14 protein-coding genes and 1 tRNA gene are annotated in these 16,525 nt (G+C 33.5%); 11 read left to right on the top strand and 4 right to left on the bottom strand.

Annotated features, from left to right (window positions below; translation table 11 throughout):
• Position 1 precedes the first annotated feature (1 nt).
• Positions 2 to 74 (bottom strand) — tRNA-Phe (locus tag BMX53_RS15705).
• A gap of 128 nt (positions 75 to 202) precedes the next feature.
• Here BMX53_RS15705 and BMX53_RS15700 point away from each other — a divergent pair.
• The 7 genes from BMX53_RS15700 to BMX53_RS15670 all read left to right on the top strand — a co-directional run bounded on the left by BMX53_RS15700 (position 203) and on the right by BMX53_RS15670 (position 7,558).
• Entirely contained in the window at positions 203 to 952 is a 750-nt protein-coding gene (locus tag BMX53_RS15700; RefSeq protein WP_074747467.1) for a type III pantothenate kinase, read from the top strand.
• A complete protein-coding gene (locus BMX53_RS15695) occupies positions 930 to 2,195 on the top strand; it encodes a BamG family beta-barrel-assembly machinery protein (RefSeq protein ID WP_074747464.1) in 1,266 nt (421 codons plus the stop codon). The genes BMX53_RS15700 and BMX53_RS15695 overlap by 23 nt, the downstream gene beginning before the upstream one ends.
• A gap of 23 nt (positions 2,196 to 2,218) precedes the next feature.
• Positions 2,219 to 2,776 (top strand): LPS export ABC transporter periplasmic protein LptC, encoded by a 558-nt coding sequence (lptC, locus tag BMX53_RS15690; protein ID WP_038984409.1) that lies wholly within the window; start codon positions 2,219 to 2,221, stop codon positions 2,774 to 2,776.
• Positions 2,777 to 2,974: a hypothetical protein gene (locus tag BMX53_RS15685; RefSeq protein WP_038984407.1), complete on the top strand. Its 198-nt coding sequence runs from the start codon at positions 2,777 to 2,779 to the stop codon at positions 2,972 to 2,974.
• Between the two features lie 230 nt (positions 2,975 to 3,204).
• On the top strand, positions 3,205 to 5,307 hold the full coding sequence (locus tag BMX53_RS15680) for a peptidylprolyl isomerase (protein ID WP_074747461.1): 2,103 nt from the start codon (positions 3,205 to 3,207) through the stop codon (positions 5,305 to 5,307).
• Positions 5,308 to 5,422: 115 nt separating this feature from the next.
• Positions 5,423 to 6,295: an ACP S-malonyltransferase gene (gene fabD / locus BMX53_RS15675; RefSeq protein WP_063176278.1), complete on the top strand. Its 873-nt coding sequence runs from the start codon at positions 5,423 to 5,425 to the stop codon at positions 6,293 to 6,295.
• An 84-nt stretch (positions 6,296 to 6,379) separates the two neighbouring features.
• Positions 6,380 to 7,558, top strand: a complete 1,179-nt coding sequence (locus BMX53_RS15670) for a multidrug effflux MFS transporter (protein WP_074747458.1) — start codon at positions 6,380 to 6,382, stop codon at positions 7,556 to 7,558.
• Between the two features lie 69 nt (positions 7,559 to 7,627).
• Here BMX53_RS15670 and BMX53_RS15665 read toward each other — a convergent pair whose 3' ends face one another.
• On the bottom strand, positions 7,628 to 8,758 hold the full coding sequence (locus BMX53_RS15665) for a DegT/DnrJ/EryC1/StrS family aminotransferase (RefSeq protein ID WP_038984404.1): 1,131 nt from the start codon (positions 8,756 to 8,758) through the stop codon (positions 7,628 to 7,630).
• A gap of 170 nt (positions 8,759 to 8,928) precedes the next feature.
• Between BMX53_RS15665 and BMX53_RS15660 the strand changes: the two genes are divergently transcribed.
• Positions 8,929 to 10,164 (top strand): 3-deoxy-D-manno-octulosonic acid transferase, encoded by a 1,236-nt coding sequence (locus BMX53_RS15660; protein WP_074747455.1) that lies wholly within the window; start codon positions 8,929 to 8,931, stop codon positions 10,162 to 10,164.
• Between the two features lie 80 nt (positions 10,165 to 10,244).
• Here the strand turns inward: BMX53_RS15660 and BMX53_RS15655 are convergent, their stop codons facing one another.
• A complete protein-coding gene (locus tag BMX53_RS15655) occupies positions 10,245 to 11,084 on the bottom strand; it encodes an aldo/keto reductase (RefSeq protein ID WP_074747452.1) in 840 nt (279 codons plus the stop codon).
• Positions 11,085 to 11,440: 356 nt separating this feature from the next.
• On the opposite strand from BMX53_RS15655, the gene BMX53_RS15650 reads away from it, so the two are divergent.
• Positions 11,441 to 13,594, top strand: a complete 2,154-nt coding sequence (locus BMX53_RS15650; RefSeq protein WP_074747450.1) for a S46 family peptidase — start codon at positions 11,441 to 11,443, stop codon at positions 13,592 to 13,594.
• 120 nt (positions 13,595 to 13,714) lie between these two features.
• Positions 13,715 to 13,951 (top strand): hypothetical protein, encoded by a 237-nt coding sequence (locus tag BMX53_RS15645; protein WP_038984399.1) that lies wholly within the window; start codon positions 13,715 to 13,717, stop codon positions 13,949 to 13,951.
• A 137-nt stretch (positions 13,952 to 14,088) separates the two neighbouring features.
• Here the strand turns inward: BMX53_RS15645 and BMX53_RS15640 are convergent, their stop codons facing one another.
• Complete coding sequence (locus BMX53_RS15640) at positions 14,089 to 15,612, bottom strand: GH3 auxin-responsive promoter family protein (RefSeq protein ID WP_074747447.1); 1,524 nt, start codon at positions 15,610 to 15,612, stop codon at positions 14,089 to 14,091.
• Positions 15,613 to 15,722: 110 nt separating this feature from the next.
• On the opposite strand from BMX53_RS15640, the gene BMX53_RS15635 reads away from it, so the two are divergent.
• Complete coding sequence (locus BMX53_RS15635; RefSeq protein ID WP_038984396.1) at positions 15,723 to 16,520, top strand: DUF2797 domain-containing protein; 798 nt, start codon at positions 15,723 to 15,725, stop codon at positions 16,518 to 16,520.
• The last annotated feature ends 5 nt before the right edge of the window (positions 16,521 to 16,525 follow it).

Raw genomic sequence — 16,525 nt, 5'->3', positions numbered from 1 at the left:
GTGGTGCCTCCAGGAATCGAACCAGGGACACATGGATTTTCAGTCCATTGCTCTACCAACTGAGCTAAGGCACCAATTGGCTTTTAGTAAAGAACAATCTTGTTCTGTTAAGCGGTTGCAAATATAGAACAGTTTTTCGTTCTTCCAAAACTTTTTATAAAAAAAATCATTCACTACCTTTGCCTAATATATGAATAACACTATGATTCTAGCTATCGATATTGGAAACACAAGAACGAAAATAGCTATGTTTGAAAAAGATACAGTTTTAGAAACTCAAATTTTCGAACAAGCTTTATTCGAAAAAAAAATTGAAAAAATTTTAGAAAAAAGTAATTCTAAGCCAACAATTATACTTTCATCAGTCGGGAAACTAACAGAAGAAACATTAGCGTGGTTACAAGATCAGGCAGAAATAATCAATATTTCACACCAAACCCCCTTTCCGTTTAAAAATCTATATGCAACACCTAACACCTTAGGTATAGACAGAATGGTTTTGGCAGCTGGAGCGGTTATACAACTTCCAGATTGTAATAGATTAGTAATTGATGCTGGTACTTGTATTACATACGAATTTATCAACAAAAACAATGAATATCTTGGAGGTGCCATATCTCCTGGTTTATTATTGAGATATAAGGCACTTAATTATTATACAGCAAAGCTACCTTTACTAGAACCAGTAGAAATAGATTACTTAATAGGAAATCAAACAGACCAATCTATACATTCTGGCGTTATTAATGGAATAACACAAGAAATCGATGGTATAATTAATCAATACAAGAGCTTATATCCTGACCTTAAAATAATTTTGACCGGTGGGGATACACTTTTTTTGGTCAAAAGATTAAAAAATGTCATATTTGCTAATTCAAACTTCTTATTAGAAAGTCTGAACAATTTATATCAATACACAATTGAAAATGATAAAAAAAATCTTCTTTAGCCTGAGTTTACTTTGCGGTACTGCTGCTCTAGCTCAACAAGGCAACGCATCTCCATACTCATATTACGGTATAGGTAATGTAAATTACAATGGTACTAATGAATATAAAGCTATGGGTGGAACAAGTGTTTACGCAGATAGTATTCATATAAATTTAAAGAACCCAGCGTCATTTGGGAAATTAAAAAGAACTACTTTTTCGCTTGGAGCAACAGGTACTTCATATAATTTTAAAAATGATGTTAACTCTGACAAAGCAAATAGACAAACTATTGACTATATTACAGTAGGACTGCCAATAGCTAATAAATTTGGTGTTGTATTTGGCTTACTACCATATGCTAACGTAGGATATAAATTAGAAGGTGAGAGATTAAATAATCAAGGGCAAAAAGTTAATTCTAAATACGAAGGTAATGGAGGTATTAACAAAGCTTTTATTGGACTTGGTTATGAAATAAACAAAAACTTCTCTATTGGTGTTGATGCAGGTTACCACTTTGGTAATACCAAAAATGACTTATATGAAAACATCACAGATTTAGGTGATGGAAGCTCTCTTCAAAACATCACACGTGAATACAGAAAACTAGACTATAAAGGATTTACTTTTAACTTTGCTGCTCAATATTTTGGCAAAATTAAAGACTACGATTTCCAAGCTAATGTTACATATAGTCCAGAGACTAAATGGACAAATGATAACTTCACACAGCTTCAAGTAATAAAGGGAAGTCAAATAGTAGACTCAAATATTCTAATTGATCAATCAAAAAACATTACTAATCCACAAATGCTATCTATGGGAGCAGGAATTGGTAAAAATCTAAAATGGTTTGTTGGAGGTCAATATACATTTACACAAAACAGTAAATTATCAGACTCTTGGAATAACACTGCTATTGCTAGTTATGAAAATTCTAATCGATTCACTGTAGGAGGTTTCTATATTCCTAAATACAACTCTTTCTCTAGTTACTTTGACAGAATTGTTTATAGAGCTGGTTTTAGATATGAGAATACAGGACTAGTTCTGAAGAACCAACAAATAAACGATGTAGCTGTTAATGCTGGTTTTGGTTTTCCAATCGGAGACCCTAGAAAATTCACTAACCTTAACATTGGGGTAGAATATGGAAGTAGAGGAACAAAAAGTAATGGTTTAACAAAAGAGAATTATCTAAGCCTATATGTAGGTTTCTCATTAAATGACCTTTGGTTCCAAAAAAGACGTTTTGATTAATCCAATTGCATATAACTAATACAATGAAATTGATCTCTAAACTTTTAGGTGTATTCTTAACTATCATTGTAACAACTACACTGTTCTCTTGTGAGAGCAAATTTAAGGAAATACAGAATTTTAATAAATCAAAGTTCTTTCCTGCTAGTGAAGTTGAAAATATGAGAGGACAATATATAGACTCTGGAAAAGTAAAAGCAATACTTGTCAGCCCAAAAATGCTTGACTATAGTAATGTAAAATACCCTTTTACAGAATTTCCTAAAGGAATACATTTAACTATTTTTGACAAAGAAAATAAGAAAAACACTGTAGTTGCTGATTATGCAATCAGATATACAAAAACTGATTTAATCGATTTACAAGGAAATGTTGTCATAACAACACATGATGGTAAGAAATTAAATTCTGATCAGCTTTACTACGACCAAAAGAATGAATGGTTTTTTACAGAAGGTAAGTACCTTGCTTCTACAGACAGTATGAACTTCACTAGAGGTGTTGGTGTTGATTTCGATAGTAAAATGACTAAAGTAAAAGCTACTAATAGCTACGCTGAAAGCTTAAAAAAAGATAAATAAATGAAACCACTTCACATAATACCATATTTCTACTTATTCATAGCAGCTTTGTTTATCTATGATATTATAACAAAGTTAATCGCTAGTAACTATGATATATGGTTAAGTCTTGGGGCAAGTGCTTTTGCTATTTTTATGTTCTTCTTTAGAAGAAAATATGCAAAACGCATGGAGAATCATTACCAAGGAAAGAAATAAAATAAAGGGTGTAATCTGATGATTATACCCTTTATTTTTTTGAATAAATACTCACTCTCTTCCATCTTAAATACTGAATTCCAACTGGAATTATAAAAAAGTAAAAAAATAATTCTGAAATCTAAACAAAAACTTAATAAAACTACTAAAATAATAGCACTACCGCTTTTATTATTAAATAGATAATTGTATTTTCGCTCACTGAAAAAAATTACACATAATAAAAAAGCATGGCAGTTTTATCAAAAATTAGACAAAAATCCGCTCTGTTAATTGCCGTAATTGGTATTGCTTTATTAGCATTCGTTATTGGCGACGTAGTAAGAAGCACGGGAGGTGGACTATCTAGAAACATTGGTAGTGTAGATGGTGAAGAAATTAATACCCAAGAATTCCTACATAAAGTAGCTCAGGCCGAAAAACAAGGTCAAATGAGTAATACTCAAGCGGGAGTTACAGTTTGGAACAGCGAAGTAAACAGTATTTTACTTACTAATGAATTTGCTAAATTAGGTTTAAGAATTGGTAAAGATCAATTAGTTAACGTTGTAAGAAACAATCCTACATTTGCTAACAATCCAGAATTTCAAAATGCTGTTGGGCAATTTGACATCAACAAATTCAACCAATTTGTTGCAATGATGAAAAGTGCAGGACAAGAGCAATGGAATCAATGGTTAGCTTATGAAAAAGAATTAGAAAAAGCAGGTTTAGAACAAATGTATTTCTCATTAGTTCAAGGTGGTATCTATACAACTGCTATCGAAGCTAAAGCTGCTTATGCAAATGAGAACAACAAAGTTTCATTTGACTATGTTACAGTTCCTTATTCTACAGTAAACAATACTGAAGCTGCTGTATCTAATGACGAGATAGTTGACTTCATGAAAAAACACGCTAACAGATTTAAATCTGAACCTACGCGTGAATTACAATATGCTTTCCTTCCTAGCCAACCTTCAGCTTCTGATAAAGAAACTGTAAAAGAAACTATTGAAGGATACTTAAAACCAAGTGTACAGTATAATGCTTCTACTAAAAAGAATGATACTATTCCTGGATTTAAAACAGTAAAAGATATCGAAACGTTTGTAAATACAAACTCTGATATCAAATTTGATAGTTTATACTATGCGAAGAAAGATCTTCCTTTAGAATATCAAGAAGAATTATTCAACTTGCAACCTGGTCAAACTTTTGGTCCATACATTATGGGAGATTACTACTGTATCTCTAGAATGTTAGATAAAAAAGCAGGACAAAGAGTTGATGCTTCACACATCCTTATTGGATTTGCAGGGTCTCAAGCACCTGGAGCGACTAGAACTAAAGAAGAAGCTAAAGTTGTAGCTGAGGAAATCTTAGCTAAAGTAAAAGCTAATCCTTCTTCATTTGCTGCTGAAGCAATGATGACTTCTGAGGATCCAGGTTCTAAAAACAATGGTGGTAAATATGAAGATATCCCAAGAGGACAAATGGTTCCTTCTTTTGATAAATTTATTTTTAACAATGCTGTTGGAACAATTGGATTAGTTGAAACTGACTTTGGATACCACATTATTCAAGTAAATGATAAAAAAGAAGGTGCTAAATTAGCAACTGTAGCTCGTAAAATAGAAGTTTCTGATGTAACTGCTGATGAATTATTCACTAAAGCTGGTCAATTAGAACAAAATGCTGCTACAGCTAAAGATTTTGTTGCTACTGCTGAAGGTTTAGGATTTACTACTCAAAAAGATGTAACTATTCGTCCATTCGAAGAGTTCCTACCTGGTATTGGTAACCAAAGAAGTATTATTTCTTGGGCATTTAATAAAGAGACTAAAGACAGTGCTATTAAAAGATTTGACAGTGCTGACGGACATATCATCGTTAAAGTTACTAGTAAAAATGATAGCGGTTTAGCTCCTGTTGCAGAAGTAAAATCTATCATTGAGCCTATCTTAATGAATGAGAAAAAAGCAGTAATTATTAGAAAGAAAATGGCTGGTGCTACTATCCAAGAAGTTTCTAATAGCTCTAAAGCTTCTATCTCTACAATGTCTGATGTAACTACAGCTGCTCCACTTATCACTAATATTGGTAATGAACCATTAGTAGTAGGTACTGCATTTGCTACAGCTGTAAATAAAGATTCTAAACTAATCGATGGTTTACAAGGTGTATATATGGTACAAACTAAAAATGTAGCAAAAGCTCCTGAGTTACCAAACTACAATAGCTATAAATCTAAAGTAGAAAATACGGTTAGAGGTATGGCACAAATGCAAATACTAAAAGTTTTAAAAGACAACGCTAAGATTAAAGATAATCGTATCGGAGTTTTACAATAAGACTTTAAAACTATAAATCAAAAGCCATCTGATGTTCAGATGGCTTTTTTTGTACCCCTATGGTTTACTAATAAAAATACCTTATTTTTGCCATTACAAATTTAAAACTAAACTTATGAAAGCATACGTATTTCCAGGTCAAGGAGCTCAATTCACAGGAATGGGAAAAGACTTATACGAAAACTCAGCAGTAGCTAAAGAGATGTTCGAAAAAGCAAATGAAATCCTTGGTTTCAGAATTACAGATATTATGTTCGAAGGGACTGCTGAAGAACTAAAAGAAACTAAAGTAACTCAACCAGCAGTGTTCCTACACTCAGTTATTTTAGCTAAAACATTAGAAGACTTTAAACCAGAAATGGTAGCAGGACACTCATTAGGTGAATTCTCTGCTTTAGTTGCTAATGGTACTTTAGCTTTTGAAGATGCGCTTAAATTAGTTTCTCAAAGAGCTATGGCAATGCAAAAAGCTTGTGAAATAACTCCTTCTACTATGGCTGCTGTTCTAGGATTAGAAGATAACGTTGTAGAACAAGTATGTGCTACTATCGATGGTGTAGTAGTGGCAGCTAACTATAACTGCCCTGGACAATTAGTAATCTCTGGAGAAACTACAGCGGTAGAGAAAGCATGTGAGGCTTTAAAAGAAGCTGGAGCTAAGAGAGCTTTATTACTTCCTGTAGGTGGTGCATTCCACTCTCCTATGATGGAACCTGCTCGTGAAGAATTAGCAGCTGCTATTGAAGCAACTACTTTTAATACACCTTCTTGCCCAGTATACCAAAACGTAACTGCTAATGCAGTGAGCGATGCTAACGAAATCAAGAAAAACCTTATCCTACAATTAACTGCTCCTGTAAAATGGACACAGTCTGTAGAACAAATGATTGCTGATGGTGCTTCATTATTTACAGAAGTAGGTCCAGGAAAAGTATTAGTAGGACTAATCAAAAAAATCAATAAAGATGCTGAAACTCATTCAGCTTAATTAATTGGTAAAACTTACAACAATTATATAATTATGAAAATCCTTGGTTGTACGCTTCCAAGGATTTTTTTTAAACTTACACTATTGGAGAAATTAACCTATCAAGAGTGGATACTTATATTCACTTTAATAAGTCTTACAGCTCTAGGCCCATTAGCAATAGATATGTACCTACCTGCTTTTCCGAAAATAGCAAAAGACCTAAACACAGAAATTAATCAAGTACAGATATCCCTATCTACCTTTTTAGGCGGACTAGCGATCGGTCAACTATTTTGGGGACCTATATCTGACAAATATGGAAGTAAGAAACCTATTGTGATCTGTCTATCTATCTTTATACTTTCTTCCTTGGCAGTTATGTTCGTTCAGGATATCAAAATGATGTGGATGTTTAGATTCTTACAAGCTTTTGGAAGTAGTGGTGGTGTCGTGATTGCTAGAGCCATCGTTAATAAACGTTTTGACAAAGATCAGACACTGAAAATTTTTAGTATACTAGCAGTTATAGGAGGTATAGCCCCTATCATCGCTCCTATCTTAGGTAACGTAATATTAAAGTATTTTGATTGGCCACAAGTATTTACAGCTATGGCATTATTTGCTACATTGAGCATATGTATGACCGTTTTCTTCTTAAAAGAAGATTATAACAATAGACTAACTAGTTTAAATGTATCAGGAATACTTAGTAATTACATTAACCTGTTTAAGAACAAAATATTTATCACTTATACAGTAATAGGAAGTATCGCTTTTAGTTGTCTAATGCTCTATATCTCTAACTCACCTGTATTAGTAATGGAAGCTGGAGGATTATCAAGTACACATTTTAGCTTTGTTTTTATGATTAACTCTTGTGGTTTGATGTTAGGTTCTTTCTTAACGTCTTCTATTTTGAGAAAAAGATTAGCTCCTAAGAATATTATCAAACTAGGAACTGCTACACAGATAATAGCAGCAGCACTATTATGGTTATTTATAGAACTAGATCTAAACATCTACATTCAGTTAGTTCCCTTATTCTTTTTTGTGATGCCACTAGGATTATTATTCCCAACAACAACTACCCTAGCATTATCTCCATTTAAAGCAGAGTCAGGTATTGCCTCAGCTCTTTTTGGCGCTTCTCAGCTAGCCTTTACGTTTATGACATCTATCTTACTTAATAGTCTAAATGATGGCTCTATGAACGTCGTAGCTATATCACTATTAAGCTGCGCCTTGATATCATTAATCATTGTATCACGAACAAGAGAATAAACATAACCCGCTATAAATAAAAAAGCAGACCGATATGGTCTGCTTTTTTCATATTGATATTCTTAGTGATTATCCTAAGAAAGCTTTAATCTCATCAGTGATTACTTTGATTTGTTCATCATCTAACTCTGTGTGCATTGGTAAAGAAAGAACTTCTTTTACCAATTGATTAGTTACTGGGAAATCAGCCTCATTATAACGAGGATCTAAGTAAGCTTTTTGATTGTGTAATGGGATTGGGTAATAGATTGCACATGGAATACCTTTACCTTGTAAGTGTGCTAATAATCCATCACGATCAGCATTCACAATACGAAGTGTATATTGGTGGAATACATGACTGTTCTCATTACCATCTACTTTAGGAGTAACGATATTAGCGTGATTAGCTAATGCAGCTGAATATTTCTGAGCAGCAGTACGTCTAGCTACGTTATAAGCATCTAAGTTAGGTAACTTAGCGTTTAACACAGCAGCTTGAATACTATCCAAACGAGAGTTTACTCCAACCACATCATGGTGGTAACGCTCATACATACCGTGATTAACGATACCTCTTAATGTATGTGCTAAAGCATCATCATTAGTGAAGATAGCTCCTCCATCACCGTAACAACCTAAGTTTTTAGATGGGAAGAATGAAGTAGCTGCTACATGTCCGATAGCTCCAGTTTTAACTACTTTTCCATCAGGGTAAGTATAGTCAGCTCCGATACCTTGTGCATTATCTTCAATTACATATAAATTGTGTTTCTCAGCTAACTTCATGATAGCATCCATATCGGCTGCTTGGCCAAATAAGTGAACTGGTACAATAGCTTTAGTTTTAGGAGTAATAGCTTTTTCGATTGCTTCGATAGAGATATTGAAAGACTCTGGACAAACGTCAACTAATACAGGAGTTAATTGTAATAACGCGATTACTTCAACTGTAGCAGCAAAAGTAAAATCAGCAGTGATCACTTCGTCTCCAGGTTTTAAACCTAATCCCATCATAGCGATTTGAAGAGCATCAGTACCGTTAGCACATGGGATAACGTGTTTTACACCTAAATACTTTTCTAAATTCGCTTGAAATGTATGTACTTGTGGTCCATTGATAAAAGCAGAAGATTCTAATATTTCTTGAATCGATTGATTCACTTCCTCTTTAATTCCTTCATATTGACCTTTCAAGTCAACCATTTGAATTTTTTTCATTCTAATTGTCTTTTATATCTTTTCTACTACTTATATAGTAACCAACTAGTTGCACATACAAATAGCATTTTATTTCGATATTAGTTATCACTACAAAAATAATAAATTCTTTATGCCAAAGCTCAAACTTTATCAAAAGAAACGTAATTTCGCTCAATAAAGATTTACCTATGTTTATTCTATATAATCTACTGACCTACATTTCTATCCTTTTTATAAAAATTATCGCACTGTTCAACAAAAAGTTAGGCTTATTCGTTGCAGGGAGAAAACAGTCTTTTCAAATACTAAAAGACAATATTTCTCCAAGTGATAAAGTATTTTGGATACACGTAGCTTCATTAGGTGAGTTTGAACAAGGGCTTCCTGTAATGGAACAATTAAAAAAGAAATTCCCAACACATAAGATTGTATTGACTTTCTTCTCTCCTTCAGGTTATGAAGTAAAGAAAAACAATACCATAGCAGATGCTACACTATATCTACCTATGGATACTATCTCTAATGCTAAAAAGTTCTTAGAGTTATGTCATCCTGAAAAGGCATTCTTTGTCAAATATGAATACTGGCCAAATTACTTAAACCAATTATATCATCAGAATATTCCAACTTATCTAGTATCTGGTATTCTAAGACCTGATCAAGTCTTCTTTAAATGGTATGGAGGCTTTTATAGAAAAGCATTAAAGGCATTCTCTTATTTCTTTGTACAGAATGAAGTATCTAAAACCTTGCTAAACTCTCTACATTATAATAATGTAGAAATAGTTGGAGACACACGATTTGACAGAGTCTCTCAGATACTAGAAAACAACAATGACTTGTCATTCTTAAATGACTTTACTTTAGGAAAAACTACCAAGACCATCGTTATTGGTAGTTCGTGGCCAGAAGACGAACGACTTCTCTCTACTTATATTAATAGTATAACAGATAAGAATACGAAGTTTATCTTCGCTCCTCATAATATAAAAAAGGACCAAATAGATAATCTACTACAGAGTCTTAAAGTACCTACTATTTTACACAGTGAACACGAAGGCAAAGACCTAAGTCAATACGCCGTATATATTATAGACGCTTACTCTATCCTAACTAAAGCATACAGTTATGCAGATATTGCATATATCGGAGGTGGTTTTGGAGCAGGTATTCACAATATCTTAGAAGCAGCTACTTATGGAGTACCTGTAATCATCGGTCCAAATTATAAAAAGTTCCAAGAAGCTAAGGATTTGATAACATTAGGTAGTTGTATAGTAGTAAATTCACAATCGGACTTAGACCAAATCTTTGATGATTTATTACAAAACAAAGATAAAAGAGTCGAATTAGGCAAAACGAGCAATAATTTTATACTCAAAAATAAGAATGCTACAGAAAAAATAATGAAGCATATAGAATAAAAGTAAAAAGGTAAGTAACTATGATAGTTACTTACCTTTTTTATATGAATTAATAATTATACTAGTCGTGAACTTTTGGTTTAAAAGTCTACTTGATCAGGATTTAATCCCGATGCCCCAATATATGGCAAATTATCGATTACCACAACATCATCTTCACTAATTATGATTTTTTTAATGTCAAAATTCTCCTTTATGCGTTCTGGAGTAACCGATTTTGGCATTGGCAAGTGCCCTTTTTGAATTATCCACTTCAATACAAGTTGGGGTACAGTCACCCCATATTTTAACGCCATATGAACCAAAATCTCATCGTTCAGAATATTCCCTCTACCTATAGGGCTCCACGCTTCTATCAATATAGATTCCTGTTTGCAATAATCAACTACTTCCGATTGTGTAAAGCCTGGGTGAAATTCTATTTGATTAATCATAGGGTTAATCTCTGCAGTTTCTAACAAAGCTTCTAAGTGATGTGCATAAAAATTACTAACACCTATAGCCTTTACTTTTCCTTCTTTATACAGGTACTCTAAAGCTCGCCAGGTATCAGCATTGATTTCTTTCCAATTGTCAAACTGATGTGCTGTAGCAGGCCAATGTATAAGGTAAAGATCTAAATACTCTAACCCAAGATTAGACAGTGACAGTTCAAAAGCCTTTAATGTCTGTTCATACCCTCTATCTTCATTCCATAACTTAGTAGTCACAAACAGATCTTCTCTCGCTACACCAGATTTAGCAATAGCCCTACCAATGCTCTTCTCATTTTTATAAAATGAAGCTGTATCTATATGGCGATAACCTGTAGCTAATGCACATAACACAGCACTCTCTGCTTGCTCTCCCTCTGCTGCTTTCCAAGTTCCAAACCCCAATTGAGGTATATGTACTCCATTCCTTAATATATAGGTATTCATAATTTATGTTTTATTAGTTCTCAGCTTCCAAGGTACGAAATCCTTTTTTCTATATATCATCATCATTAATTATTTAAAAAACACCTATTCATTAAACGAAATACTTTGTACTTTATATAATTAACAAACTATAAAACATCAATATATAAAAATATATTCTTTGGATACTGATTATACAATACAAATATAAACAAGCTAATCTCCACCTTATATTTATCTTATCCTCATCACATCACATCTACCTTTAATATAATAATTCTCTCGCTTAATAACTCACACCATCATTGAAATTCAATTTTAGCGTTCCCCCTTAATATTGTATCTTGCCAGCGAATTCAATTCTAACTAACACTTTTATGAATAAAAAGATTAAAAATCTATTTAAGGCACTTGTTGTATTGGTAGCGTTGCCTATCTATGCTCAACAAGGAGGTATGTGGATTCCATCTCTATTAAAAGGGATGAATGAAACAGAGATGAAAAGCCTTGGTATGAAGATGTCAGTAAACGACATTTACGATGTGAATAAATCGAGTATGAAAGATGCTGCTCCTCACTTTAACGGAGGGTGTTCTTCAGAGGTTATTTCTCCACAAGGTCTTTTATTGACCAACCACCACTGTGGATATGGGCAGATTCAAGCTCACTCTACAGTAGAGAACGATTATTTAGCGAATGGATTCTGGGCTAAATCAAGGGCTCAAGAATTACCTAACGAAAATCTAGAGGTGACATTTATCGTACGTATCGAGGATGTAACTAAAGAGGTAATGGCTGGAATCAAAGACAAAGATTCTGAGATCCAAAAACAAGCTAAAATCTCTGAGAACATAGCTAAGACTGTAGCATCGTTCCCTAAAGAGAAATGGCAAGAGAACAAAATCAAATCTTTCTATGAAGGAAATCAATATATTATCTTCGTGACAGAAACATTTAAAGACGTACGTTTAGTAGGTGCTCCACCTTCATCTATCGGAAAATTTGGTTCTGATACGGATAACTGGGTATGGCCACGTCATACGGGAGATTTCTCTTTATTCAGAATCTATGCTGATAAAGACAACAAACCTGCTGCATACTCTAAAGACAATGTTCCTTACCGCCCTAAACACTTCTTCCCTATCTCACTTAGTGGTATAGAAGAAGGTGATTTCACTATGGTATTTGGTTACCCAGGTAGAACACAAGAGTACTTGCCATCTTATGCGGTAGAGCAAATCGTGAATGACTTAAATCCTGTAAGAATCGGTATCCGTGATAAAGCTTTAAAAATCACTGATGAGTTTATGCGTGCTGACCAAGGTATCAAAATCCAATATGCTTCTAAGTATGCTAGTACAGCTAACTACTGGAAAAAATGGATAGGTGAAAGCCAAGGTCTAAAAAAGACTAACGCTGTACAAGCTAAACAAGATTTCGAGAAAGGATTTATCGAAAGAGCTAAGAAAAACAAAAACACAAAAGCATACGCTGATATCTTACCTAAGTTCGAAAAACTATATGGAGAAATCACTCCTTATGCTATTAGTAAAGACTTTTTTGCTGAAGTAGTTCAACGTAACACTGAATTACTATCTGCTGCTTATAAAGTATATGCTTTAGAAAGCTACGCTTCTAATGAGAAATCATTTGAATCTAGACGTGCTAACCTTATCAAAGGTCAAGAAAAATTCTACAAGAACTTCAGTAAAGAAGTGGATGAGAAAGTATTCGAAGCTATTGTAGCTATGTATGCTAAAGATGCACCTAAACAATTCTTACCTAAAGAATTAAAAGATGCTAATATCTCAGCTATTTCTAAAGATATCTATACTAATAGTAAGTTAACTTCTTATGAAGGATTCAAACAATTATTAGAAGGTGATGCTAAGCAAGTAATCAAAAATATCAACAATGATAAAGGTTACGTATTTGCAAAAGCATTAATCGAAAACTATATGTCTAATGTATTACCTAAATATGAAGAATTAGACAGAGAGATCGCTGCGTTACAACGTACATTTATGAAAGCACAATTAGAGTTATATCCTGATGCTAGAATATTTCCAGATGCCAACAGTACATTACGTGTTACATATGGTAAAGTAGATGGGTACTTCCCTAAAGATGCTACATACTATGAGCCAGTAACTCACTTAGAGGGGATCATGGAAAAATATGTACCTGGTGACTACGAATTCGACGTACCTGCGAAGCTTGTTGAGCTTTATAATAATAAAGACTATGGTCAATATGCAGATAACGGCAAACTACCCGTTAACTTTATTGCTACTAACCACACTACAGGAGGTAACTCAGGTAGCCCAGCGTTAGATGCTTACGGTAATTTAATTGGTTTAAATTTTGACCGAGTATGGGAAGGAACGATGAGTGATATCTATTATGACCCATCTATTTGTCGTAACATTATGGTAGACGCTAGATACATTTTATTCATCATTGACAAGTTTGCGGATGCAAAACATCTAATTGATGAGATGAAATTAGTAGAACCTAAGAAAAATAAGTAGTCAATATATTGATTTGCAATACGTTAAAAAATAAAAAAAAATATTCAAAAAAAGTTTTGCGAACCAAAAAATTCATATATTTGTCCACGAATTAATAATTAACTTTTATAATTTAGTAAGATGAAAAAAATCGCATTAAGCATCGCTTTAGTAGCAATGATGGGAGTATCTTTCGTTTCTTGTAAAGAAACTGCAAAAGAACCAGCTGTAGAAGAAACAACAACAACTGAAGAAGTAGCTCCAGAAGCTCCTGTAACAGAAGAAGTTGCTCCAGAAGCTACAACTGAAGAAGCTCCAGCTACTGAAGAAGCTCCAGCTACTGAAGCTCCAGCTACTGAAGCTCCAGCTACTAAATAATTTTTAGTATAGCTAGAATAAAATAAACCTCGCTAGGCGGGGTTTTTTTTTATGTCTATACTCAAGAGATATATTTGAGATAAGGCACAAAAAAAACACTCACCAATGGAGTGTTCTTTTATATTGTAACGTTTGTTCTAAACAAATATCTTCTGCATAGATAACAGTTCTTCTAGTAATCCTCTTTCATTAGATAATCGAGGTACTTTATGTTGACCACCTAATTTGTTATTATTCTTCAACCAGTCATAGAACAAATTCTTACGTGCACTATGTAGTACCAATGGATTTAAAGTCATATTGTTCGTTCGCTTTGCTTCATAATCAGAATTTAAAGCTTGTAAATTCTTATCTAGTACTTCACTGAACAATTGAAGGTTATTAGGTTCTTTTGTAAACTCTACTATCCACTCGTGAGCCCCTTTTTCTTTACCTAACATAAATATTGGAGCTACTGTGTATTCTGCTACCTCAGCATTAAACTCTGCACATGTCTTAGCTAATGCTCTATCAGTATTCTCAATCATTAACTCTTCACCAAACACATTAATAAAGTGTTTAGTTCGTCCTGTAATCTTTATTCTATAAGGTAATAAACTAGTAAAACGTAGTGTATCACCAATTAAATAACGAACTAACCCCGCATTGGTAGTAATTACGATAGCATAATTCTTACCTATCTCTACCTGTGATAAAGGAATAATCTTTTGATTAGAAGTTCCAAAAGTATCCATTGGGATAAACTCATAGAATATACCATAATCTAACATCAATAGTAACTCGTTACAGTTATTCTGATCCTGAATAGCAAAGAAACCTTCTGATGCATTATATATCTCATAATATCTAAAACGATCACTAGGTAATAACTTCATATATTGATCCTTATAAGGCTCGAAACTTACCCCTCCGTGAAAATAGACCTCGGCATTAGGCCATAACTCTAAAAGATCACCACGCCCAGTCTCTTGTATAATACGATTAAATAAGACCAACATCCAAGAAGGCACCCCAGCAAAGCTAGTTACATTCTCATTGCGAACTTCATTGATAATTGCTTTCATCTTACTCTCCCACTCAGACATCAGAGAGGTCTTGTTACTAGGAGTACTACTCAGTTCTGCCCAAAAAGGCATATTATCAATCAATATAGCAGATAAGTCTCCAAAGAAAGTATTCTTATCTTCATACAGCTGTTTACTACCACCTAAGCGAAGACTTTTCCCTGTAAACAATTGAGAGTTTTCATTGTTATTTAGATATAGACATAACAAGTCCTTTGCTGCTTTGTAATGGCAATTTTCTAATGCTTCATTACTAACTGGAATAAACTTACTCTTGGCATTGGTAGTTCCGCTAGACTTAGCAAACCAACGAATAGGCTCTGGCCAGAAGATATTACTCTCTCCCTGTCTAGCACGTTCAATATAAGGTTCGAATTCCTCATACTTAAACAGTGGTACACGCTCTGAAAAGGCTTCGTAATTCTTTATGCTATCATAGCCGAACTCCTTTCCTAAAACGGTCTTTTCATTAGTCTTAATCAGATTTAAGAACAAATCGTTTTGTACTTCATTCGGGTACTTTCTAAATAAGTCTATTTGGTGAATTCTCTTCTTCAGTATCCACGAAGCAATAGAATTAATAATTGTAAATGCCATATACTATCTATTAGTCAATTCTCTAATCTTTTCATTGTGAAAAGTTAGTAATTACAGTACTCAATGTTTTTCGTACTTTTACCACTTATCCAAAAATAACAATTTTATTTATGCTATACGAAGGAGTTTTAAACAAAATGCAGACGGAATTTAACACCCCTATTGAATACTATTTAGTATTTAAAAACAACTTCATTAATATCAATCAAATCATTGATAGAGATATTAAGATTGACTTTACAGGGTACGAATGTTTAAACTGCGGACAACACAAAAAGATATTTAGACAAGGTTTTTGTTATGAATGCTTTTACTCAAGTGCTCAAGTGGGTGATTGGATCATGCGTCCTGAGTTGAGTAAAGCTCATTTAGGAATAGAAGATAGAGACTTAGAATACGAAACAAAAGTACAAATACAACCACACATCGTATATCTAGCAGTAGCTAGTGACGTAAAAGTAGGTGTTACTAGAAAGACTCAAGTACCTACTAGATGGATTGATCAAGGAGCGTCTAAAGCTATAGAAATTGTAGAAGTACCTAATAGATATCTAGCAGGAATAACAGAGGTAGCCTTAAAAGATATGTTCACTGACAAAACTAATTGGCGTAAAATGCTTCAGAATGAAGTATTAGAAACTAATCTAGAAGAAATTAGAAACTCTCTAAAAGATAAGCTACCTGATGAAGTAAAACCATATTTTGATCAAACCAATTCCGCTATTTTTAATCTAGATTACCCTGTACTTCAGTTTCCAAAGAAGATCACAAGTCTTAATCTAGACAAGACCCCTTCTTATCAAGGGAAATTAAAAGGAGTAAAAGGACAATATCTACTATTCGAAGATGGAACTGTCTTTAATATCCGTACTTATGAAGGATATATGGTAAACATAGAGGTCATCTAATATCA

It is taken from the genome of Myroides marinus (assembly GCF_900109075.1).
In the GTDB taxonomy this organism is placed as follows: Bacteria; Bacteroidota; Bacteroidia; order Flavobacteriales; family Flavobacteriaceae; genus Flavobacterium; species Flavobacterium marinum_A.
This window is presented reverse-complemented; position numbering and strand designations above follow the sequence as displayed.